The sequence below is a fragment of the Bradyrhizobium ivorense genome (assembly GCF_900696085.1).
GTDB classification, from domain to species: domain Bacteria; phylum Pseudomonadota; class Alphaproteobacteria; order Rhizobiales; family Xanthobacteraceae; genus Bradyrhizobium; species Bradyrhizobium ivorense.
The window spans coordinates 14,896-36,029 of the sequence record NZ_CAADFC020000003.1; the positions used below are offsets into that span (position 1 = coordinate 14,896).

General features: G+C 64.8%; 20 protein-coding genes. 13 read left to right on the plus strand and 7 right to left on the minus strand.

Annotation, left to right across the window (positions count from 1 at the left end):
- Nucleotides 1–111 precede the first annotated feature (111 nt).
- Complete coding sequence (locus CI41S_RS00305) at nucleotides 112–1,047, minus strand: hypothetical protein (protein WP_139479617.1); 936 nt, start codon at nucleotides 1,045–1,047, stop codon at nucleotides 112–114.
- Between the two features lie 580 nt (nucleotides 1,048–1,627).
- On the opposite strand from CI41S_RS00305, the gene dnaK reads away from it, so the two are divergent.
- From dnaK to CI41S_RS00345, 8 genes are all read left to right on the plus strand, one after another.
- Nucleotides 1,628–3,529 carry a molecular chaperone DnaK gene (gene dnaK, locus CI41S_RS00310; protein WP_139856933.1) on the plus strand — a complete coding sequence of 634 codons (1,902 nt, stop codon included), beginning with the start codon at nucleotides 1,628–1,630 and terminating at the stop codon, nucleotides 3,527–3,529.
- Between the two features lie 150 nt (nucleotides 3,530–3,679).
- Nucleotides 3,680–4,810, plus strand: a complete 1,131-nt coding sequence (dnaJ, locus tag CI41S_RS00315) for a molecular chaperone DnaJ (RefSeq protein ID WP_139479619.1) — start codon at nucleotides 3,680–3,682, stop codon at nucleotides 4,808–4,810.
- A 95-nt stretch (nucleotides 4,811–4,905) separates the two neighbouring features.
- Complete coding sequence (locus tag CI41S_RS00320) at nucleotides 4,906–5,508, plus strand: class I SAM-dependent methyltransferase (protein ID WP_139856934.1); 603 nt, start codon at nucleotides 4,906–4,908, stop codon at nucleotides 5,506–5,508.
- Nucleotides 5,509–5,558: 50 nt separating this feature from the next.
- Complete coding sequence (locus CI41S_RS00325; RefSeq protein WP_139856935.1) at nucleotides 5,559–6,137, plus strand: NADPH-dependent FMN reductase; 579 nt, start codon at nucleotides 5,559–5,561, stop codon at nucleotides 6,135–6,137.
- Between the two features lie 6 nt (nucleotides 6,138–6,143).
- Nucleotides 6,144–6,854: an orotidine-5'-phosphate decarboxylase gene (gene pyrF, locus CI41S_RS00330; RefSeq protein WP_139856936.1), complete on the plus strand. Its 711-nt coding sequence runs from the start codon at nucleotides 6,144–6,146 to the stop codon at nucleotides 6,852–6,854.
- A 136-nt stretch (nucleotides 6,855–6,990) separates the two neighbouring features.
- Nucleotides 6,991–7,287, plus strand: a complete 297-nt coding sequence (locus tag CI41S_RS00335; RefSeq protein ID WP_139856937.1) for a DUF1330 domain-containing protein — start codon at nucleotides 6,991–6,993, stop codon at nucleotides 7,285–7,287.
- Between the two features lie 82 nt (nucleotides 7,288–7,369).
- A complete protein-coding gene (gene dapB / locus CI41S_RS00340) occupies nucleotides 7,370–8,182 on the plus strand; it encodes a 4-hydroxy-tetrahydrodipicolinate reductase (protein ID WP_139856938.1) in 813 nt (270 codons plus the stop codon).
- Between the two features lie 107 nt (nucleotides 8,183–8,289).
- Nucleotides 8,290–8,913 (plus strand): 2,3-bisphosphoglycerate-dependent phosphoglycerate mutase, encoded by a 624-nt coding sequence (locus CI41S_RS00345; protein WP_139479625.1) that lies wholly within the window; start codon nucleotides 8,290–8,292, stop codon nucleotides 8,911–8,913.
- A 340-nt stretch (nucleotides 8,914–9,253) separates the two neighbouring features.
- On the opposite strand, the gene CI41S_RS00350 is transcribed toward CI41S_RS00345, so the two are convergent.
- Together CI41S_RS00350 and CI41S_RS00355 are read right to left on the minus strand one after the other, a co-directional pair.
- On the minus strand, nucleotides 9,254–10,150 hold the full coding sequence (locus tag CI41S_RS00350) for a methylated-DNA--[protein]-cysteine S-methyltransferase (protein WP_139479652.1): 897 nt from the start codon (nucleotides 10,148–10,150) through the stop codon (nucleotides 9,254–9,256).
- A gap of 57 nt (nucleotides 10,151–10,207) precedes the next feature.
- A complete protein-coding gene (locus CI41S_RS00355) occupies nucleotides 10,208–10,747 on the minus strand; it encodes a DUF2244 domain-containing protein (RefSeq protein WP_139856939.1) in 540 nt (179 codons plus the stop codon).
- A gap of 22 nt (nucleotides 10,748–10,769) precedes the next feature.
- On the opposite strand from CI41S_RS00355, the gene nth reads away from it, so the two are divergent.
- The 3 genes from nth (at nucleotide 10,770) to CI41S_RS00370 (ending at nucleotide 14,370) form a co-directional block, all read left to right on the plus strand.
- Entirely contained in the window at nucleotides 10,770–11,543 is a 774-nt protein-coding gene (gene nth, locus CI41S_RS00360) for an endonuclease III (protein ID WP_172627866.1), read from the plus strand.
- A gap of 63 nt (nucleotides 11,544–11,606) precedes the next feature.
- Nucleotides 11,607–12,755, plus strand: a complete 1,149-nt coding sequence (locus CI41S_RS00365; RefSeq protein WP_244626364.1) for an HlyD family secretion protein — start codon at nucleotides 11,607–11,609, stop codon at nucleotides 12,753–12,755.
- Nucleotides 12,742–14,370, plus strand: coding sequence for an MFS transporter (locus CI41S_RS00370; RefSeq protein ID WP_139856941.1), 1,629 nt, complete (start codon nucleotides 12,742–12,744; stop codon nucleotides 14,368–14,370). The genes CI41S_RS00365 and CI41S_RS00370 overlap by 14 nt, the downstream gene beginning before the upstream one ends.
- Nucleotides 14,371–14,379: 9 nt before the next feature.
- Here CI41S_RS00370 and CI41S_RS00375 read toward each other — a convergent pair whose 3' ends face one another.
- The 3 genes from CI41S_RS00375 to CI41S_RS00385 form a co-directional block, all read right to left on the minus strand.
- The gene (locus CI41S_RS00375; RefSeq protein ID WP_139856942.1) at nucleotides 14,380–15,132 is read right to left on the minus strand and encodes a sulfate transporter family protein; all 753 of its coding nucleotides are present in this window, start codon (nucleotides 15,130–15,132) and stop codon (nucleotides 14,380–14,382) included.
- 160 nt (nucleotides 15,133–15,292) lie between these two features.
- Complete coding sequence (locus CI41S_RS00380) at nucleotides 15,293–16,708, minus strand: MFS transporter (protein WP_139856943.1); 1,416 nt, start codon at nucleotides 16,706–16,708, stop codon at nucleotides 15,293–15,295.
- 146 nt (nucleotides 16,709–16,854) lie between these two features.
- Nucleotides 16,855–17,781, minus strand: a complete 927-nt coding sequence (locus CI41S_RS00385; protein ID WP_139856944.1) for a LysR family transcriptional regulator — start codon at nucleotides 17,779–17,781, stop codon at nucleotides 16,855–16,857.
- Nucleotides 17,782–17,901: 120 nt separating this feature from the next.
- Here CI41S_RS00385 and CI41S_RS00390 point away from each other — a divergent pair, with 120 nt between their 5' ends.
- Together CI41S_RS00390 and CI41S_RS00395 are read left to right on the plus strand one after the other, a co-directional pair.
- Nucleotides 17,902–19,071 (plus strand): CaiB/BaiF CoA transferase family protein, encoded by a 1,170-nt coding sequence (locus CI41S_RS00390; RefSeq protein ID WP_139856945.1) that lies wholly within the window; start codon nucleotides 17,902–17,904, stop codon nucleotides 19,069–19,071.
- A 7-nt stretch (nucleotides 19,072–19,078) separates the two neighbouring features.
- Nucleotides 19,079–20,026, plus strand: coding sequence for a hydroxymethylglutaryl-CoA lyase (locus CI41S_RS00395; RefSeq protein ID WP_139856946.1), 948 nt, complete (start codon nucleotides 19,079–19,081; stop codon nucleotides 20,024–20,026).
- Nucleotides 20,027–20,136: 110 nt separating this feature from the next.
- Here CI41S_RS00395 and CI41S_RS00400 read toward each other — a convergent pair whose 3' ends face one another.
- On the minus strand, nucleotides 20,137–21,021 hold the full coding sequence (locus tag CI41S_RS00400) for a YiiX/YebB-like N1pC/P60 family cysteine hydrolase (RefSeq protein ID WP_244626365.1): 885 nt from the start codon (nucleotides 21,019–21,021) through the stop codon (nucleotides 20,137–20,139).
- Nucleotides 21,022–21,134 lie beyond the last annotated feature (113 nt).

Here is a 21,134-nt window from a genome sequence, read left to right on the forward strand (position 1 = left end):
CCACACCACCTAGAGCTCCGTTCCGACGGAATCGGAACGGAGCTCTAGATTCTTGTTTTGACGCGTTTTCTTCACGCGAACCGGCATCCACTTCGCTAGAAAGCGCTCTCGTCAGCCGCGCGGCTGAATACCGTCGCGCACGGCGCGGAAGCGCGGGAATGCCTTTTCCCAATCGGTGCGCGGCGAGCTGCCAATGATGCGCATCGACGTCTGCCCGCCGAACCGCAGCCACTGCACAATGGTCACCGGCGTGTTGTCCTTGCCGCTGGTGGCGTCGATCCGCGTCTCGTAACCGGGCAAGCCGTCGATCCGGATCGGCTCGGACATCGTGATACGTCCGTCGCGCACGCCGGGGATCGTGGTGGCGATTTGCTGGGCGAAGCGGCCGCGGTCGTCGGGCGTGGCCGGGGCCGAGCCGACGAGGCCGAGCAGCATGAACGGCTTGCCCTCGAGGCTCTTCTCGTCGCCGTCGGCCAGCAGCAGCGCCGCGCCCGGCGCCAGCATGCGGACCGTCTTGAAGTCGCTGAGCTGCGTGACCTTGAACGGCATCATGCCGAGCTGCTCGTCGACCGGCACCTCGGTGCGGATCGCCGCGGTGGCGAACATCTGCCGCACCGCCTCGTCGGTGTAGATCTTGCCTGCGTTCTCCGGCACCTGCATCGCGACATAGCCGGAGAAGGTCGGGCCCGGCAGGATCATGGAATAGCGCCGCACATTGGTGGCGCCGTCGCGCGCGCTCTCCACGGTGTAATAGGCGAGGCCGGCGGGGGTCTCGAGGCTCTCCGGCTTGATGTTGCCGGTGCCGCCGGGATTGGCCTTGAAGGCGCCGACCACCTCGGCATAGGCGTCGGCTGGCAGATCGGCGATCAGGACCTTGACGCCCTGATCCTCGGTCTCGAAGCCGATGAACGATTTCGCACGGACCAGGCCGACCAGCGGCTTCATCCCGACATGCGCGCCCGGCGGAAACACCACGTCCGCCGCGAACGCAGCGCAGGTGGCGGCAATCAGAAAGGCAACCGCAGCGAGAACTCGAAATGGCGTCATGGGAGGGATCTACCGGGTTTGCTTGAGGCCGCTCGACGGCCCGATGCAGGGCTGGTGGGCCTCATTCAGTCGGCCCGCTTTTAGCGGTTTTGATGGCCCTGCAACAGGGTTGGACCGAGCTTCGTTCCTGCCGTACCAGGCGGATTCATCGGGTTTTCCCCCGGATAGGCCGCCGTTTCCAGTGTTTCCAGCCATTTCCGGGAAAGCGGATCACACGCCCGCCGCGCGCGCCAGCGGCCAAATATCGCGCCCGAATGCGGTGTTCGGCCGGCGAGCGCAGGCTCGTTTGTGAGCGTTCACTCAACAGCGGGGACGCCTCGCGGTGGTCGATCACACCCGCAGCATTGCCGATTTATTAACATGTTGGGAGCTTGAACCGGCGCCGCGCCCGGGCTGACACAATCTTTCAAACGTCAGTCTTTTCAGGCCTCAACGTTGCGTCCAGTCCTTGCGGGCGGGACCCTCTCTCCTATATCAGGCACACCGTCGCAATATCGCGAGTATGTGAACGTCTGGGGGTTCGGTACGGAGCGCCGTCAGGGCCCAACCAACCTGCCGTAGCAAAGAGGATATGAAAACCATGGGTAAGGTCATTGGGATCGACCTCGGCACCACGAATTCGTGCGTCGCCGTAATGGATGGCAAAAATGCCAAGGTGATCGAGAATGCCGAGGGCATGCGGACGACGCCGTCGATCGTTGCCTTCACAGACGATGGCGAGCGCCTCGTCGGCCAGCCGGCCAAGCGCCAGGCGGTGACCAATCCCGAGCGAACGTTCTTTGCGGTGAAGCGCCTGATCGGCCGCCGCTACGACGACCCGATGGTCGAGAAGGACAAGAAGCTCGTTCCCTACAAGATCGTCAAGGCATCGAACGGCGACGCCTGGGTCGAAGCCGACGGCAAGACCTATTCGCCCTCGCAGGTCTCGGCCTTCATCCTGCAGAAGATGAAGGAGACCGCTGAGGCGCATCTCGGCCAGAAGGTCGATCAGGCCGTCATCACGGTTCCCGCCTATTTCAACGACGCTCAGCGTCAGGCCACCAAGGACGCCGGCAAGATCGCCGGCCTCGAAGTGCTGCGCATCATCAACGAGCCGACCGCGGCCGCGCTCGCCTATGGTCTCGACAAGACCAAGTCCGGCACGATTGCGGTGTACGACCTCGGCGGCGGCACCTTCGATATCTCGATCCTGGAGATCGGCGATGGCGTGTTCGAGGTGAAGTCGACCAACGGCGACACCTTCCTCGGCGGTGAAGACTTCGATATGCGCCTCGTTGGTTATCTGGCCGACGAGTTCCAGAAGGAGCAGGGCATCAACCTGCGCAACGACAAGCTCGCACTGCAGCGCCTGAAGGAAGCTGCGGAGAAGGCCAAGATCGAGCTGTCGTCGACCACGCAGACCGAGATCAACCTGCCGTTCATCACGGCCGACCAGACCGGTCCGAAGCATCTGACGATGAAGCTGACCCGCGCCAAGTTCGAGGCGCTGGTGGCCGACCTCGTCGAGAAGACCATCGAGCCGTGCCGCAAGGCGCTGAAGGATGCCGGCCTCACCGCCGGCGAGATCGGCGAAGTGGTGCTGGTCGGCGGCATGACCCGCATGCCGAAGATCCAGGAAGTGGTGAAGCAGTTCTTCGGCAAGGAGCCGCATAAGGGCGTCAACCCGGACGAGGTCGTCGCGATTGGTGCTGCGATCCAGGCCGGCGTGCTGCAGGGCGACGTCAAGGACGTGCTGCTGCTCGACGTGACCCCGCTGTCGCTGGGCATCGAGACGCTGGGCGGCGTGTTCACCCGCATCATCGACCGCAACACCACGATCCCGACCAAGAAGAGCCAGGTGTTCTCGACAGCCGAGGACAACCAGAATGCGGTCACCATCCGCGTCTTCCAGGGCGAGCGTGAAATGGCGGCCGACAACAAGATGCTGGGCCAGTTCGACCTGATGGGCATTCCGCCGGCTCCGCGCGGCATGCCGCAGATCGAGGTGACCTTCGACATCGACGCCAACGGCATCGTCAACGTCTCGGCCAAGGACAAGGCGACCGGCAAGGAACAGCAGATCCGGATCCAGGCATCCGGCGGTCTGTCCGAGGCCGACATCGAGAAGATGGTCAAGGACGCCGAGGCCAATGCGGCCGAGGACAAGAAGCGCCGCGAGGCGGTGGACGCCAAGAACCATGCCGACGGCCTGGTCCATTCGACCGAGAAGGCCCTGGCCGAGCACGGTTCGAAGATCGCCGACACCGAGCGCCGCGCGATCGAAGACGCCGTCAGCGACCTCAAGGAAGCGCTGAAGGGTGACGACGCCGAGACGATCAAGGCCAAGACCAACACCTTGGCGCAGGCTTCGATGAAGCTCGGCGAGGCCATGTACAAGCAGCAGGCCGAGGCCGACGCGGCCAAGGACGCTGCCAAGGATGACGTCGTCGACGCGGAGTTCACCGAGGTCGACGACGACAAGAACAACAAGAAGTCTGCTTAACAGGCGGGCTGAGATGATGACCCTCACGCCAAAGAGCACGCCAGGCGTCTCGGAGGAGTGGGGGTCATTTTTCGTTAAGGCGATCGCTGCATTTTCCTGATTGGCGCGATCCCTATCGCAATGGCGACGAACTTCGGACGGAATTGAGGGATGTCCACCAAGCGCTGCTATTACGAGACCCTCGAGGTCGATCGAAATGCGGACGAGACCAAGCTGAAAGCGGCTTTCCGCAAGCTCGCCATGAAGTGGCACCCGGACAAGAATCCGGGCGATGCCTCGAGCGAAGTCCGGTTCAAGGAAATCAACGAGGCCTATGAGGTCCTGAAGGACGGCGACAAGCGCGCCGCCTATGACCGCTTCGGCCATGCAGCGTTCGAGCAGGGCATGGGCGGTGGCGGCCCCGGCTTCGGCGCCGGCTTTGCCTCCTCCTTCTCCGATATTTTCGAAGACCTGTTCGGCATGGCCGGGCAGCGCCGCGGCGGCGGCCGCGAGCGCGGCGCCGATCTGCGCTACAACATGGAGATCACGCTCGAGGAAGCCTTCCAGGGCAAGACCGCGCAGATCGAGATCCCGGTCTCGGTCACCTGCGAATCCTGTTCGGGCACCGGCGCCAAGGCCGGCACCAAGCCGAAGACCTGCTCGCATTGCGGCGGCGCCGGGCGGATCCGGCAGGCCCAGGGCTTCTTCACGCTGGAGCGCACCTGCCACGGCTGCCAGGGCCGCGGCCAGATGATCGAGGACGCCTGCACCTCCTGCGCCGGTTCCGGCCGCGTGACGCGCGACCGTACGCTGTCGGTCAATATTCCGCCGGGTGTCGAGGACGGCACCCGCATTCGTCTTGCCGGTGAAGGCGAGGCCGGCGTCCGCGGCGGACCGCCGGGCGACCTCTACATCTTCCTGTCGCTGACCACGCACCAGTTCTTCCAGCGCGACGGCGCCGACCTGCACTGCCGCGTGCCGATCTCGATGGTATCAGCCGCGCTCGGCGGCGAGTTCGAGGTGCCGACCATCGACAAGGGCAAGACCAAGGTGAAGGTGCCGTCCGGCACCCAATCCGGCCGGCGATTCCGCATCGCATCAAAGGGCATGCCGGTGCTGCGCTCGCGCCAGACCGGCGACATGTACGTCCAGGTCGTGGTCGAAACGCCGCAGAATCTGACCAAGAAGCAGCAAGAATTGCTGATGGAGTTCGAAAAGCTGTCGTCCGGCGCAACCCAGCCGGAGGCCGCGGGTTTCTTCTCTAAGGTCAAGGACTTCTTCGGTAACCGCACCGCCCAGTAGTTGCCGGCATACTTGACCGTGGCGGTTTCGGCCTATACGTCTTTATGACCGTTTTCTGACAACCGCTCGATTGTGCGGTCCCGCCTGGTAGCGACATGCCCTTGCAATCGTCCGTGCGTGCGTCGAAGAAGCCCCTCCGTCTCGACGATGAGGTTCGCTTTCTCCGTTCTTGGATGGAGAAGCCGCTGCACATGGGCGCGGTGATGCCGTCGGGGCGGCTGCTCGCTCGCACCATGGCGCAGTATGTCGACGCTGAAGCGGAAGGGCCGGTCATCGAACTTGGGCCGGGGACCGGGGCGATCACCAACGCCCTGATCGAGCACGGAGTCGATCAGAAGCGGCTCGTCCTGGTCGAATACAATCCCGGCTTCTGCGCGCTGCTGCGCGAGCGCTATCCGCAGGCCAAGGTGGTGCAGGGCGACGCCTATCGGCTGCGCGACACGCTGTGGGAGGTCCTGAAGTCTCCCGCCTCTGCCGTGGTCTCCGGCCTGCCGCTGGTCACCAAGCCGATGCTGACGCGCTTAAAGCTGGTCCGCGATGCCTTCCTGGCGCTCGCGCCCGGCGCACCGTTCGTGCAGTTCACCTATTCGGTGGTGCCGCCGATCCCGAAGTCGCTGCCGGGGGTGTCCACAGAAGCCTCCGAGCGGATCTGGATGAACCTTCCGCCGGCCCGGGTCTGGGTGTATCGCAAGGGCTGAAACGCGCCTTGCGTCATCGCGCTGGGCGGGTCCCAACCGCGATGTCCTGAATGTCCGCGCTGAAAATCCTTGTCATCCCCGGATCGCTCCGAACCGGCTCGTTCAATGCGAAGCTGGCGGCCGTGCTGGCCGAGGCGCTGGCGCAGCGTGGCGCCGACGTCACCCGCATCTCGCTCGCCGATTTTCCGCTGCCGATCTACGACGGCGACCTGCAGGTCAAATCCGGCGTGCCGCAGCATGCCGTCAACCTGAAGCGGATGATCGGGGCCCATCACGGCGTGCTGATCGTGACGCCGGAATACAATTCCTCGGTCCCGGCGCTGGTGAAGAACACCGTCGACTGGGTGAGCCGGGTGCAGGACCCGCACGAGAGCCGCGGCCAGGTGTTCCATGATCGCGTGTTTGCGATCGCGGCGGCATCCGGCAACCGGCTCGGCGGAACGCGCGCGCTGGCGGCGCTGCGCTTGATCCTGACCGCGTGCCACGCGACCGTGATCCCGAACCAGCTCGCACTGTCATTCGCCGATCAGGCCTATGACGATATGGATCGACTGAAACATCAGGCCGACATCGATGCGATGCAGGCGCTGGTGCGGCAGCTGATCGACCATTCCGAACGCATGATGTGAGGTGACATGCAGCCTGCCCAGATCGCTCCGAGAGACCGGTTGATTGTGGCGCTCGATCTGCCTTCCGTGGCAGCGGCCGAAGCGATGATCGATCGGCTCGGCGACAGCGTCAGCTTCTACAAGATCGGCTATCAGCTCGGCTATGCCGGCGGCCTGCCGCTGGCCAGAGAGCTGGCAGGCCGCGGCAAGAAGGTCTTCCTCGATCTCAAGCTGCATGACATCGGCAATACCGTCGCGCGCGGCGTCGAAAGCGTTGCTGCGCTCGGCGCCACCTTCCTCACCGTGCACGCCTATCCGCAGACCATGAAAGCCGCGGTCGAGGCGCGCGCAGGCGCTTCGCTGAAGATCCTCGCAGTTACCGTGCTGACCTCCTACGACGACAACGACCTCCAGGCAGCGGGCTATGGCCTCAAGGTCTCCGATCTGGTCGAAGCCCGCGCCAGGCAGGCGCAGGCGATCGGCGTCGACGGCATCGTCAGCTCGCCCGAGGAGGCCGCCGCAATCCGCAAGATCGTCGGCCACGAGATGAACCTGGTGACGCCGGGCATCCGCCCGGCGGGATCCGCCACGGGCGACCAGAAGCGCATCATGACACCGGCCCGTGCAATCGCTGCCGGCGCCGACTATCTGGTGGTCGGGCGTCCTGTGGTCGAAGCTGATGATCCGAAGGCCGCCGCCGAGGCCATTCACGCCGAGGTCGCGCAAGCGCTCGGATAGAGCATGATCCGGAAAAGTGTGAAGCGGTTTTCCGAAAAGATCATGCTCAAACAAAAGAGTCTGATTTTGACGCGTTTTCTTCGCGCGAACCGGTATCCACTTCGGTTGAAAACGCTTTGAACAAGGGAGAACAGAGATGGCGAAGGGCTACTGGATCGGACGCGTCGACGTGCACAACGAGGAAGGCTACAAGCCGTACATGGCGGCTAACCCGGCCATCTTCCAGAAATTCGGCGGCAAGTTTGTCGTGCGCGGCGGCAAGTTCACCGCGGTCGAGGGCCAGAGCCGTTCGCGCAATGTCGTGATCGAATTCCCCGACTACGAGACCGCGCTGGCCTGCTACAACTCGCCGGAATACCAGGCCAACATCAAGGTGCGGCAGCCGCATTCGATCGCCGACCTGATCATTATTGAAGGTTTCGCCGGCGCTTAGGCCCTCCGATCGGGCGCGCCTTGGTTGCCGGAACAGGCTTCGCCCGCTATAGGGCGGGGAGAGGTGAGCCGAGAGATGAGCCATGGCTGACATGCGTCTGATTGTTGCGGGAGCCGGCGGCCGGATGGGCCGCACGCTGACGCGGGTAATCTCGGAAACTCCGGGGGCGGAGCTGGTCGGCGCGCTGGAAGCGCCGGGCTCCGATCTGCTCGGCAAGGACGCCGGCGTGCTCGCCGGCCTGCCGGCCAACGGCGTCGCGCTGTCGGCCGATCTGTGGTCGATGTCGGCCAATGCCGACGGCATCCTGGATTTCACCGTGCCGGCCGCCAGCATCGCCAATGTCGCGATCGCGGCCCAGCGCGGCCTCGTTCATGTCATCGGCACCACCGGCATGTCGCCGTCGGACGACGCGGTGATCCGGAGCGTCACCGATCGCGCCATCGTGGTGAAGTCGGGCAATATGAGCCTCGGCGTCAATCTGCTCGCCGCGCTGGTCAAGCGCGTCGCGCAGTCGCTCGACCAGAGTTTTGACATCGAGATTCTCGAGATGCATCACAAGTCCAAGATCGACGCGCCGTCGGGCACCGCACTGATGCTGGGTGAAGCCGCTGCGGCGGGGCGCAATATCTCCCTGTCGCAACATTCGGCGCGCGGCCGCGACGGTCTGACCGGCGCTCGCCGGCCCGGCGACATCGGCTTTGCCTCGCTGCGCGGCGGCACTGCGGCGGGCGATCACAGCGTGATCTTCGCCGGCCCCTACGAGCGTCTGACACTGTCGCATCACGCCGAGGACCGCACTCTGTTCGCGCAGGGCGCGCTCAAGGCGGCGCTGTGGGCGCACGGCAAGAAGCCCGGCATGTACTCGATGGCCGACGTGCTCGGGCTGAGCGACTGAGCATGATCCGGAAAAGTGCGAAGCGGTTTTCCGAACAGATCATGCTCAAGCAAAGAGCTAAGCGCTCAAGCGAAATCAAATCCAGCTAAGCGAAACGGAATCCTGAAATGAGTGATCGTCTTCTTGTGCTCGTTCGTCACGGTCAGAGCGATTGGAATCTGAAGAACCTATTCACCGGGTGGAAAGACCCGGATCTGACCGAGCAGGGCATCGCCGAGGCGAAAGACGCCGGGCGCAAGCTGAAGGCGCAGGGCCTGACGTTCGACGTCGCCTTCACCTCCGTCCTCACGCGTGCCCAGCATACGCTGAAGCTGATGCTCGCCGAGATCGGCCAGACCGGATTGCCGACCACGAACAATCTCGCGCTCAACGAACGCGATTACGGCGACCTCTCCGGCCTCAACAAGGACGACGCTCGCAAGAAATGGGGCGAGGACCAGGTGCTGATCTGGCGCCGTTCCTATGACGTGCCGCCGCCCGGCGGCGAAAGCCTGAAGGACACGCTGGCGCGCACGCTGCCCTATTACGTGCAGGAAATCCTGCCCGGCGTGCTGCGCGGGCAGCGCACGCTGATCTCCGCCCACGGCAATTCGCTGCGCGCGCTGATCATGGTGCTGGAAAAGCTTTCGCCGGAGCAGATCCTCAAGCGCGAGCTCGCCACCGGCGCGCCGGTGATCTACCGCCTCAACGCCGATTCCACCGTGGCGTCGAAGGTGGATTTGGCTGCGTAAGCGCAAGCGACTCGGACTATTGACCCGTCATCCTGAGGTGCTCGCCGCTTTGGCGAGCCTCGAAGGATGAATCGGCCACCAACGGGGCCGTCGACCCTTCGAGGGCCGCTGAAGAAGCGGCCGCCTCAGGGTGACGGGATTGGTTTACCCAACTTGCTCAGTGTCATCACCCGCGCATGCGGGTGATCCAGTATTCCAGAGACGGTAGTGCTTGAGTCGATAGGCCGCGGCGTACTGGGTCGCCCGGTCGAGCCGGCCGACGACACCTGTGGATGAGAACAAAGCCTCATATCCCCTCAGGGTGACGGGGAGAGGCTTGAGCACGTCGCTCGAGTTATCTTCAATGAAACCCCACCTGGCCGGCTTCCCAGCCGAGCATGGCCTGCTTGCGGGTGACGCCCCAGTGGTAGCCGGTCAGCGCGCCGCTCTTGCCGAGCGCGCGATGGCAGGGCACCACGAACGACACCGGGTTGCGGCCGACCGCGGCGCCGACCGCGCGCGAGGCCTTCGGGTTGTCGATCTTGCAGGCGATGTCGGAATAGCTGACCGCGCGGCCCATCGGGATCTTCAGCAGCGTCTCCCACACCCGCACCTCGAAGTCGGTGCCGATCAGCACCACGCGCAGCGGCTGGTCGGCGCGCCACAGCCGGGTGTCGAAGATGCGCTGCGCCAGCCCCGCCGTACCATCGGTGTCCTCGACATAGGTTGCGTTGGGCCAGCGCCGCTTCATGTCGGCAAACGCGGTCTGCTCGTCGCCATGATCGGCGAAGGCAAGTCCCGCCAGCCCGCGGCCGCTCGCGATCACGATCGCGGTGCCGAATGGCGAGGGGTGGAAGCCGTAGCGCAGCACCATGCCGGCGCCGCCGTTCTTCCATTCGCCCGGCGACATCGCCTCGTGGGTGACGAACAGATCGTGCAGCCGTCCCGGGCCTGACAGGCCGGAGTCCAGCGCTGCATCGAGCACGCTGGCGGAGTCGCGCAGCAGGCCCTTGGCGTGATCCAGGGTCAGCGCCTGCATGAAGGCCTTTGGCGTCAGCCCGGCCCAGCGGCGGAACAGATGGTGGAGTTCATCCGGCGTGACGGCGGCGGCATCGGCCATCGCCTCGATGGTCGGCTGCGTGCGCCAATGCTCCGAGATGAACGCGATCGCGCGCCGCACCGAGTCGTAGTCGCGCAACGCGGCGTTCTGGGGGCCCGGCTTGGCCAGGCGCTGGTCGTGTATGGCGAGTGTCATCATGGTGTCTGATTTAGGAGCCATGGCGCGTCCGAACCACCCGATTTCCGACAAGCTCGCTCAAGCGACGGGATTGTAGGTCGGGCCCCGCCTGGCGGCGTTCAAGGCTGCCGTCAGGGCCTTGGAAAAGCTGGCTTTTTCGTCCGGACCCAGGAAGCTGCCGATGCTCACCCGGCGGCCCCTCGAGACCAGATAAAGCCGCTCGATGCCGAACTCCTCGTCGGCGATCTGCTCGAACCGCACCCAGAGCGGATTGAGCACCCATTCCGCCACATGGCCGCGGTGACTGATGCGGCGCACCCGTAGCTCCGACGGCGTCACGGTGATCTCCTCGCTGGCCCTGGCGGTACGGAAATTCACCTTGAACGCCCAATAGATCACCAGCGCGTCGAGACCGAAGAAGCCGAAGATCGGCCAGGCTCCCAGCCACCAGAACACCGCGCCGGCGATGAAGCTGACGACGGTGACGAACGACATCAGCACGATAAAGCCGGTGCGGTTGAGCGAGCGGTGCGGTGTCAGTAATGCCGAGAAAAGTTTTGGCTCCTCGGGGGCGCTCGCCTCAAGGTCTTGCCCGGGAAAGTCGTTGCCTGCGGTCATGACGTATCAGTATATCCCGTTCATGGCCAAAATCATCCGCTCTCAACGCGCCAGAACATCAAGCGTTCGGTCTGCGTCCAAGAAGAAACCGGCAAAAGCGGCAAGGCCGCTGCCCAAACCTGCGGCAAAGAAGGCGGTCAAGAAAGCAGTCAAGCCGAGGCCGTGGACCGCGGAGGAGATCTATGAGGTCTTCAGCCGGTTCCGCAAAGCCAATCCCGAGCCCAAGGGCGAGCTCGAGCATCTCAACCCCTACACGCTGCTGGTCGCGGTGGTGCTGTCGGCACAGGCGACCGATGCCGGCGTCAACAAGGCGACGCGCGCGCTGTTCGCGGTTGCCGATACGCCGGAGAAGATGATCGCGCTCGGCGAAGACAGCGTGCGCGAATACATCAAGACCATTGGCCTCTATCGCAACAAGGCCAAGAACGTCATCGCGCTCTCCGAGAAGCTGATCGCCGAATTCGGCGGTGAGGTGCCGCGCACCCGCGCTGAGATCGAGTCATTGCCCGGTGCCGGGCGCAAGACCGCGAATGTCGTGCTCAACATGGCGTTCGGCGAGCACACGATGGCGGTCGACACCCATGTGTTTCGCGTCGGCAACCGCACCGGACTAGCACCCGGCAAGACGCCGCTCGAGGTCGAGCTCGGACTGGAGAAGGTGATCCCCACGGAGTTCATGCTGCACGCGCATCATTGGCTGATCCTGCATGGCCGCTATACGTGCCTCGCGCGCGGTCCGCGTTGCGAGGTATGCCTGATCAATGATCTATGCCGGTGGCCGGAGAAGACGGCCTAAGGCATGATCGTCATCATATGCCAGTATGCCTCGCCGGGCGGTTCGTAGCGTGAGGAAAGATTTGTGACAGAGCAGGTTCAAAACAGTCCGCCACCAGCTGGCGCAGCGGCATCTGCTCCGTCGGCGCCGGCCGCGCCGCAAGCCGCGCCAAGCAGCATTTTTGGCCGCGTCGCCGTTCCGCTGTTTGCCGTGATCGTTGCGCTCGGCTTCGTTGCGGTGGCGACCACGCGTTGGGATGCCTGGGTCGGCAGCGCCGCCATCCAGACCACCAACGACGCCTATGTGCGGGCCGAACTGACGCAGCTCGCGAGCCGCGTGTCCGGCGAAGTGCTCAACGTCGCCGTCAGCGATTTCCAGCGCGTCAAGGCCGGCGATCTCCTGGTGCAGATCGATCCTGCCGACTATCAGGCGCAGGTCGCGCAGGCCGAGGCCGGCGTCGTCGGCGCACAGGCCGTGCTCGACAACCTCAACAACCAGGTCGAGCTGCAATATGCGACGATCGCGCAGGCTGAAGCCTCGCGGTTATCAGCCGAGGCGCAAGAGACCCTTGCGCGCCAGGAGGACGAGCGTCAGCAATCGCTGTCGCAAACCGATGCGGGCACGCGGCAGCGGCTCGAGCAGGCGACTGCGGCCTACGCCAAAGCGCAGGCCGACGTGCGCGCGAGCCGCGCGGTGGTCGCCGCACAACGCCACCAGCTCGAGGTTTTGCAGGGCACCAAGAAGCAGCGCGCGGCCGATCTCGACGGCGCCAAGGCGCAGCTCGCGCAGGCCAAGCTCAAGCTTGGATATACCAGGATCGTTGCGCCGTTCGACGGCGTCACCGGCGAGCGGCAGGTGCAGCCGGGCGACTACGTCAACATCGGCACCAATCTGGTCAATGTCGTGCCGCTGCCGAACGTCTATGTGATCGCCAACTACAAGGAAACCCAGCTGACCAATGTCAGGCCGGGCCAGCCGGTGGAGGTGACCGTGGATACATTCTCCGGCCAGAAGCTGCGCGGCACCGTCGAGCGCATCGCGCCGGCCAGCGGCTCGCAATTCGCGCTGCTGCCGCCTGACAACGCCACCGGCAATTTCACCAAGGTGGTGCAGCGCATCCCGGTGCGCATCCAGTTCGACAAGGGCCAGCCGTTGCTCGAACGCCTGCTGCCGGGGATGTCCGTCGTCACCCGGATCAACACCGGCGAGGCGGTCGCCAATGGCGGAAAGTGACGACCGCAACAGCGGGCCGGTCTCGCAGGGCGGCGTCGCACGCTATCCGCTGTTCGCGGTCGGCGCCGTGCTGCTCGGCGCCTTCCTGGCGAATTTCGACAGCCGCCTGACCACGGTCGGCCTGCCCGACCTGCGCGGCGCGTTCTCGCTCGGCTTCGACGAGGGCGCCTGGCTCTCGACCGCCGCCATCGGCTCGCAGATCTTCGTCGCACCCGCGGTGGCCTGGCTTGCCACCGTGTTCGGACTGTGTCGCGTGCTCGGGATCCCGAGCCTGGTCTACGCCGTGGTATCGTTCGTGATCCCGTTCGTGCACGACTACACCACGCTGATCGCGCTCAGCATCGCCCACGGCATGCTGCTCGGCACCTTCGTGCCGGCGACGCTGATGATCATCCTGCGCAATCTGCCGATTCGCTGGTGGCTGCCGGCGATCTCGATCTATTCGATCCGGGTCGGCTTCGCGCTGGACTCGTCGAGCTCGCTGGTCGGCCTCTATGTCGAGCATCTCGGCTGGCCCTGGCTGTACTGGCAGGGCGCGCTGATCGCGCCGCTGATGGGCCTGATGGTCTATCTCGGCACGCCGAACGAGCCCGTGAACCGCGACCTGCTGCGCCACGCCGATTGGGGCGGCATGCTGCTGCTCGGCGCCGGCGTCTCGATGGTCTATGCCGGTCTCGACCAGGGCAATCGGTTGGACTGGCTGGCCTCGGGCACGGTGATGGCGCTGTTGATCGGCGGCGGGTTGTTGATCGCCGCCTTCATGATCAACGAGACCCTGGTGCGGCAGCCTTGGGCGCACTTCAACGTGCTGTTCTCGCGCAATATCGGGCTCTCGCTGATCGTCATCCTGCTGTACACGCTGACCAGCCTGTCGAACTCGTCGCTGGTGCCGAATTTCCTCGGCACCATCGCCGCGCTGCGGCCGGAACAATCCGGCGTGCTGCTGCTGACCTATGGCGCGCTGCCGATGTTCGCGCTGGTGCCGATCTCGATCTTTCTGCTTCGCCACCTCGATCCGCGCATCGTCGTCGTGCTCGGCTTCTCAGCTTTCGCGGCCGCCAACCTCTGGGGCACGCTGCTCACCCATGTCTGGGCGCGGGAGGACTTTGTCGGCATCGTGCTGCTGATGTCGGTCGGGCAGGCGTTCACGCTGCTGCCGATCATCATCATGGCGCTGTCCAACTCAGACCCGTCGCGCGCAACCGCGTTCGCGGCCTATATCCAGATCAGCCGGCTTGGCGGCGCCGAGATCGGCATCGCGTTGATGGGAACCTGGCTGCGGGTCCGCGAGCAGATCCATTCCAACTATCTCGGCCAGTATGTCCAGCATGGCGATTCCGACGTTCTGCGCCTGCTGCAGCGGATGGCGGAAGACTTTTCCGCGAACGGCGCCGGAGCGGCGATGGGGCGAGCGATGGGAATGCTGGCCGCGCGGGTGCAGCGCGAGGCGAACACGCTGGCCTACATCGACGGCTTCTGGCTGTGCTTCTGGTTCGCGATGCTGGCGCTTTGCCTGGTGGCGCTGATCACGCGCGCGCCGCAAGGTCCGCTGACGCCGGTGCCGCTCAACTTCGTGAAAAATCTGTTCCGGAAGCGCGGCGCGGCCGCGACCTGACGGCGCGAGCTATCGCATCGAGATTTCCTGACGCCGCGCAGGTTCCAGCAGCTCCGGCCGCGGGCCCGAGAGCCGCTTGTGCATGTGGACCATGAAGGCCATGGCGAACACCGGCGTCGCCAGATTGACGATCGGTATCGAGACGAACGCCGCGATGAACAGGCCGGCGGTGAACACCGTCGCCGCGTTGTCCTTTCGCATCGCCTTGGCGTCCGCCGGCGAGCGGAACCGCATCGCTGCCAGCTCGAAATATTCCCGGCCGAGCAGCCAGGCGGTGGCGAGGAAGAAGATGATGAAGCCGGCGCCGGCGAACAGCACGAAGGGCAGGGCGACCAGGTAGACCAGCAGCGTCAGCAGCGCTGTCTTGACGCCCTCGATCGTCGCCACCGTGACCGGCAGCGCGACGCCGGGCCGCTCGGCCGGATAGTGCTCGCGCTCGACATGGTCGGCGACGTCGTCGACGAACAGGCTCGCGATCAGCGAGGTGATCGCGGGCATCAGAAAGATGCCGCCGAGCACGACGCCGAGGCCGGCCGCGATCGAGATGATCCAGGACAGCACGTGCAGCGTGGAATGGAAGTTGGGGCCGAGCATGCCTTCGGCCCAGACTTCGCCGTAGTCGGCAAACCAGCTCAGCAGCCGCTGCAAGCCGATCGCCAGCACGGTGATCAGCACCAGCGCGAGCCCGATCGAGCGCCACAGGATCGAGCGCAGCGGCGGCGACAGGATTTGCGTCAACGCCTTGACGGCGGCGTCCAACATGATCGGGTTACCTCTGCAAAAAGTTCTCGCGAGAGGTAGACACCCAATATGGCTTCGGCAAGGGCCGCTTTCGTCGCGGCCAATCAGAGCCGAAGCGCTAGATTCTTACTTTGACGCGTTTTCTTCACGCGAACCGGCGTCCACTTCGCTCGAAAACGCTTTAGGCGTCGAGCGGTTTGCCGCGGACTGCGGGTCCCCAGATGCCGATCGCGACGATCACGATGACCATTGCCGCGGTGATCAGGCCGAACACGCCGCCGACGCCGGCTTCCTTCAGCATGAAGGCGACGATGAAGCCGGAGAAGGTCGCGCTGAGCCGGCTCATCGAATAGACGAGGCCCGCCGCGCGGGCGCGGATCGCGGTCGGGAACACCTCGGTCTGGTAGGCGTGATAGGCGTAGGACAGCGTCATGTTGGCGCCGGTCACCAGCACGCCGCTTGCGATCAGCAGCGCCGGCGCGGTGAACTGGGAGAACGCCATGCCGAACACCGCGATCGCCGCGGCCGCGCCGCAGATGATCCATTTGCGCTCGAAGCGGTCGGCGAAGGTCGAGGCCAGCAGCGGCGCGAGCGGATAGGCGAAGGCGATGATGAAGGAGTATTGCAGGCTCTTGGTGACGTTGATGCCCTTCTCGACCAAGAGCGCCGGAACCCAGTTGGCGAAGCCGTAGACGCCGAACGCCTGGCAGAGATTGAAGATCATGAACAGCACGACCAGCGAGGCATAAGGCGGCCGGAACAGCTCGGCATAGCCGGGCGATCTGGTCGCCGCCCGCGCCGGCGCTGTCGTGACTGCTGCGGCCGGTGGCGCCGCAGCCACGCCCGCCGCGTCCTCGAGCGTCCGTATGATCCGGTCGGCCTCGCGAGCGCGGCCCTGGCGGGCCAGCCAGAGCGGGCTTTCCGGCACGTAGAGCCGCAGCACCCAGATCACCATGCTGGCGGCGGCGCCGATCAGCACCACCCAGCGCCAGCCGTCGACGCCGTACGGCGACAGCGGCACCAGCCACCACGACAAGGCCGCGACGATCGGCACCGCCGACAGCATCACCGCCTGGTTGATCGCAAACGCCCGGCCGCGGATCCGGCTCGGCACCAGCTCGGTGATGTAGGTGTCGATGGTGACGACCTCGATGCCGATGCCGATCCCGGCGATGAAGCGCCACAGCAGCAGGCCTTCAGGCGTGGTCTGGCACGCCATAACCACCGATGCCGCGCTGTAGAACAGCAGCGAGTACGTGAAGATCGCCTTGCGCCCGAAACGGTCGGCGAGGAAGCCGAGGCAGAAGGTGCCGATGAACAGGCCGGCAAAGGTCGCGGCGACGAAGGCACCGATGCCGGAGAAGCCGAAGAAGGCCTGCGTCGTCGTGGTCATCAGCCCGCTGCGGGCGAGGCCCGGGGCGATGTAGCCGGTGAAGAACAGGTCGTAGATCTCGAAGCAGCCGCCGAGCGAGAGCAGGATGACGAGCCGCCAGACATAGGTTGAGGCCGGCAGCGCCTCGAGCCGCCGCGAGACCTCGTCGGGGCCGCTGGCGGTGCTGGCATGGTCGATCACTGAGCCGGCGTCGACGGCGCTCATGCTGGTCCTCCCGGAATGTTCCGCTGGCCGCCTTTCTTGTGAAGGCATGCCGTTCGCCCATGTTTGGGTGGCGGGGAGCCAGAAATCCAGACGAACATATCGAAGGAATCGTTCGAGATTTTCGATATCGGTAGTCCCAACGCAGGTCAGATCAGCAGCGTCGCCTGCCAGAAGCCGCGGCCGACCTGTTCGGCGACCAGCGAGCGGATCAGGCGGCACATCTCCTCCATCACGTAGGTCATCGGGCGGTTGCGCAGGCGGCAGAGATAGAGCGTGCGGGCCAGCGTCGGTTCGATCACCTCACGCGCCACCAAGGTCTTCGCCTTCAACTGTTCCTTCACGAACAGGTCGGTCGCGATGGTGCAGCCGAGGCCGTCGGTCAACGCGCCGATCATGCCGGTGATCGAGTTGAGGCGCATGATCGCGTTGGCCTCCAGCCGCTTCAGCAGCACCGGATCGTCCAGCAGCGCCCGCGACGACAAGCCGTAGAGCAACAGAATCAGCGGCAGCCGCGTCACCTCCTCGAAGCTGATCGGCTCCTTGCTCTTGCCGATCAGCTTCTCGGTGCCGACGCAGAACATCTGCTCTTCCAGAACGGGTTCTGCGACCAGGTCCTTTTCCGCCGGCGGATTGTAGACCAGCGCAAGATCGATCTCGGAGCGCATCAGATGCAGCAGCGTCGCGCCGGAGAGGCTTTCGGTCAGCGACAGCTTTACGTTCGGATATTTCGTCAGCACGGTGCGCATCAACGGCACGCCGATCGCCTTCATCCCGGAATTGGCCATGCCGATCGAGATGTCGCCGGCAATGACGCTGCCGCCTTCCTTGATCTCGCGCTCGGCCGCTGCCATCGCGCGCAAGATGATGCGGGCGTGCTCGTAGAGCCGCTCGCCGGCCGCGGTCGGTTCCATGCCGCGCGGCTTGCGCTCGAACAGCGGCGTTGCAAATTCGGCCTCGAGATTCGCGATATGATGGCTGAGCGCGGATTGCGCGACATTGGCCTGGTCGGCCGCCCGCGACAGGTTGCGCTGCTCGTAAACCGCGATGAAATAGCGAAGCTGGCGCGAATCCATGAAAATCCAGCGTTCTAGAACCACGAATACACTATTCGACAGATTATATTTTTCAGATAGCGTGCGGAAGCCTAGCTTCAGCCGATACCGAACAAGCGCGCAATGAGCACGGAGCAACCGATGACGGGCAGCGGACTGCCGCTGGAAGGCGTAAGGGTCATCGAGATGACCCACATGGTGATGGGGCCGACCTGCGGCATGATCCTGGCGCAACTCGGCGCCGAGGTGATCAAGGTCGAGCCGCCCGCCGGCGACAAGACCCGCTCACTCGGCGGCATGGGCGTCTCGTTCTTCCCGCTGTTCAACCGCGGCAAGCGCAGCGTCGTGCTCGACTTCGCCAAGCCTGAAGACCGCGAAACCATGCATCGGCTGCTCGCCAGCGCCGACGTTTTCCTGGAAAACTTTCGTGATGGCCAGCTCGACAAGCAAGGTCTCGGGCCCGAGGAGCTGCGCAAGAAATACCCGCAGCTGATCGTGGCAGGCCACAAGGGATTTCTGTCCGGCCCCTACGAGCATCGCCCGGCGCTGGACGAGGTCGTGCAGATGATGTCGGGACTCGCCGCGATGACGGGCACCCGCGACAAGCCGCAGCGCGTCGGCTCCTCCGCCAACGACATCATGGGCGGCATGTTCGGCGTGATCGCAATCCTCGCCGCGCTCTATCAGAAGCGTGGCGGCAACAAGAACGGCGCCGACATCCGCATCGGCCTGTTCGAGAACTGCCTGTTCCTGGTCGCCCAGCACATGGTCGAGTACGAGATGACCGGCCGCAAGCCGCGCTCGATGCCGGAGCGCGAGCACGCCTGGCCGATCTACGACATCTTCGATGCCGCCGGCGGCGATCGCATCTTCATCGGCGTCGTCACCGAGGGCCATTGGCAGAGCTTTTGCCGCGAGTTCGGCATGCATGAATTTGCCGATGATCCGGCGCTGCGCACCACCACGGATCGCATCATGGCGCGCGATCGGATCATTCCGCGCGTCGCCGAGGTGATCAAGGGCTGGAAGGTGGCGGACCTTTCGGCGAAGCTCGACGCGCTCAACATCTGCTTCTCGCCGATCAACCGTCCGGAGGATTTGCTGCACGACCCGCATGTGCTGCGCCCCGGCGGCCTCGTCAACAATGTGAACGCCGACGGCAAGCCGTTCCGCGTTCCGGCGCTGCCGCTCGAATGGAACGGCAGCCATATCGGCGAAGGCCTGAAGGTCGCGGCGCTCGGCGCGGATACCGACGACGTTCGTGCCGAGCTCGCACAACAAAAGATTTCATCAACCGGAAACGCTGCGTGAGGCCAACATGACCCGCGTCCACGATATCTATCCCAACGACAAGGTGACCCTGCGCGAAGTCGGCCTGCGCGACGGCCTGCAGCTGGTGAAGACCTTTCCCTCGACATCCGCCAAGCAGCGCTGGGTGCGCGATGAATACGCCGCCGGCGTCAGGCACTTTGAGGTCGGCTCGTTCCTGCCGGCAAAAACCTTTCCGCAATTCGTCGATGTGCGCGACGTCGTCGCGACGGTTGCGTCGCTGCCCGGCGCGCACGGTATTGCGCTGGCGCTGAACGAGCGCGGCGTCAACGAGGCGCTGGCCTCCGGCGTCGGCGAAGTTGCCACCGTGGTGTCGGCGACCGAGGAGCACAGCCAGGCCAATGCCAACCGCTCGCGCGACTCCGCGATCGAGAACGTCAGGCGGCTCTGCGAACTGCGCGACGCCAGCGCGCACAAGCCGGTCGTCAATGCGGCGATCTCGATGGCGCTGGGCTGCTCGATCGTCGGCGCGGTCGATCCGGCCGAGGTGCTGCGCCTGACCGAAAAGCTCTACGAGGCCGGCGTCGACATGGTCGCGATCGCCGACACCGTCGGCTATGCCGGGCCGAAGCAGGTCGGCGAGTTGACGCGCGGCGCGGTCAGGATCGCCGGATCGAAGCCGGTCTGCGTCCACCTGCACGACACCCGCGGCATGGGCATCGCCAATGCATCCGCTGCGCTCGACGAGGGTGCCCGCGTGCTCGACGGCTCGCTCGGCGGCCTCGGCGGCTGCCCGTTCGCGCCCGGCGCGACCGGCAATGTCGTGTTCGAGGACCTCGTGTTCCTCTGCGAGAGCAAGGGATTTCCGACCGGTATCGATCTCGACCGTCTGATCGCGGTGCGCGAGATCCTCAAATCCGAGATGCCGAATGAGGCGCTCTATGGCGGCCTCGCCCGCGCCGGCCTGCCGCGCGGCGCCAACGCGAAGGCGGCGTAGCGCGCTCGTAGCCCGGATGGAGCGAAGCGTAATCCGGGGAAGTCCCGCCGCGGATGGTCTGTCCCGGATTGCGCTTCGCTGCATCCGGGCTACGCGGCTACGGCACGCAACTACGCCTGCGTCGGATCCGCGGCCGTCATTTCCGTAGCAGCCGGAAGCGCCGTCGCTTCGTCAACCGCTTCAGGAACAAGCGGCGGCGACTTGCGCTCTGGAAACACACTGAATTCGCCCGCCACCTCCTGGAGCGGCTTTTGCTTGTCGGCCCAGTGCAGGGCCGTGTAGTCGAATCCGTGCACGATGGTGGGTTTGACGATTTCGAAATAGGGCGAGATGTCGAAGTCGCGCGGCATGTAGAGCGAGGAATCGCGGATATGCAGGATCTCGCGGCGCGCCTTGCGGCTGGCGGCGCGGGTGATCTTGGGCAGGATCGGGTAGCGCACGGCATCGAACGCCTGCGCGATCAGCGCCGAGCAGATGATCTTGGTTGGATCGCCGGAGCCGAATGCGATCATGCGGCGGCGAAAGCGCTGCGGGATCGGCAGCGGAAACAGATAGCGCGCCAGATCGACGATGTTCTTGGTGTCGTAGCCGAAGCCGATGCGGTTGATGGCGTAGCGGCACACCGTGGTGCGGTCCTCGAACGACAATCCGACCGGACGGCAGAGCCTTGTGTGGTAGGCGAAATATTTCGACAGCGGCGCCGAGGTGACGCCCTCGCCGATATTGGCCTCGATCAGCATATGCTGCTCGCCGTCGGGCTCGAACGCACCGTCGATCGGACCGACAAACAGCGCGGCATGCGACCAGGTCGATTGCGTCAGATACTTGATGATGCCGGAGATGCGGTTGTTGCCCTCGACCAGCAGCACGTCGCCCGGCTGGATGATGCCGCGCAGATGGTCCGGATCGCTCGGTGTGAACGGTTCGTAGCCGGGCACCTCCTTCTGCAGGTACCCAGCGATCCATTGGCCGACAGTGTCGAGCATTACGCCCATTAATTCCCCCCGAGCGGTTCTACGACCGCTTGTCTTCACGTAATAGTCGCCGCAAGCCGTTGCAATTTAGTTCATGCATGGTGCCGATCAATCATGATTGATTTACCCTGATG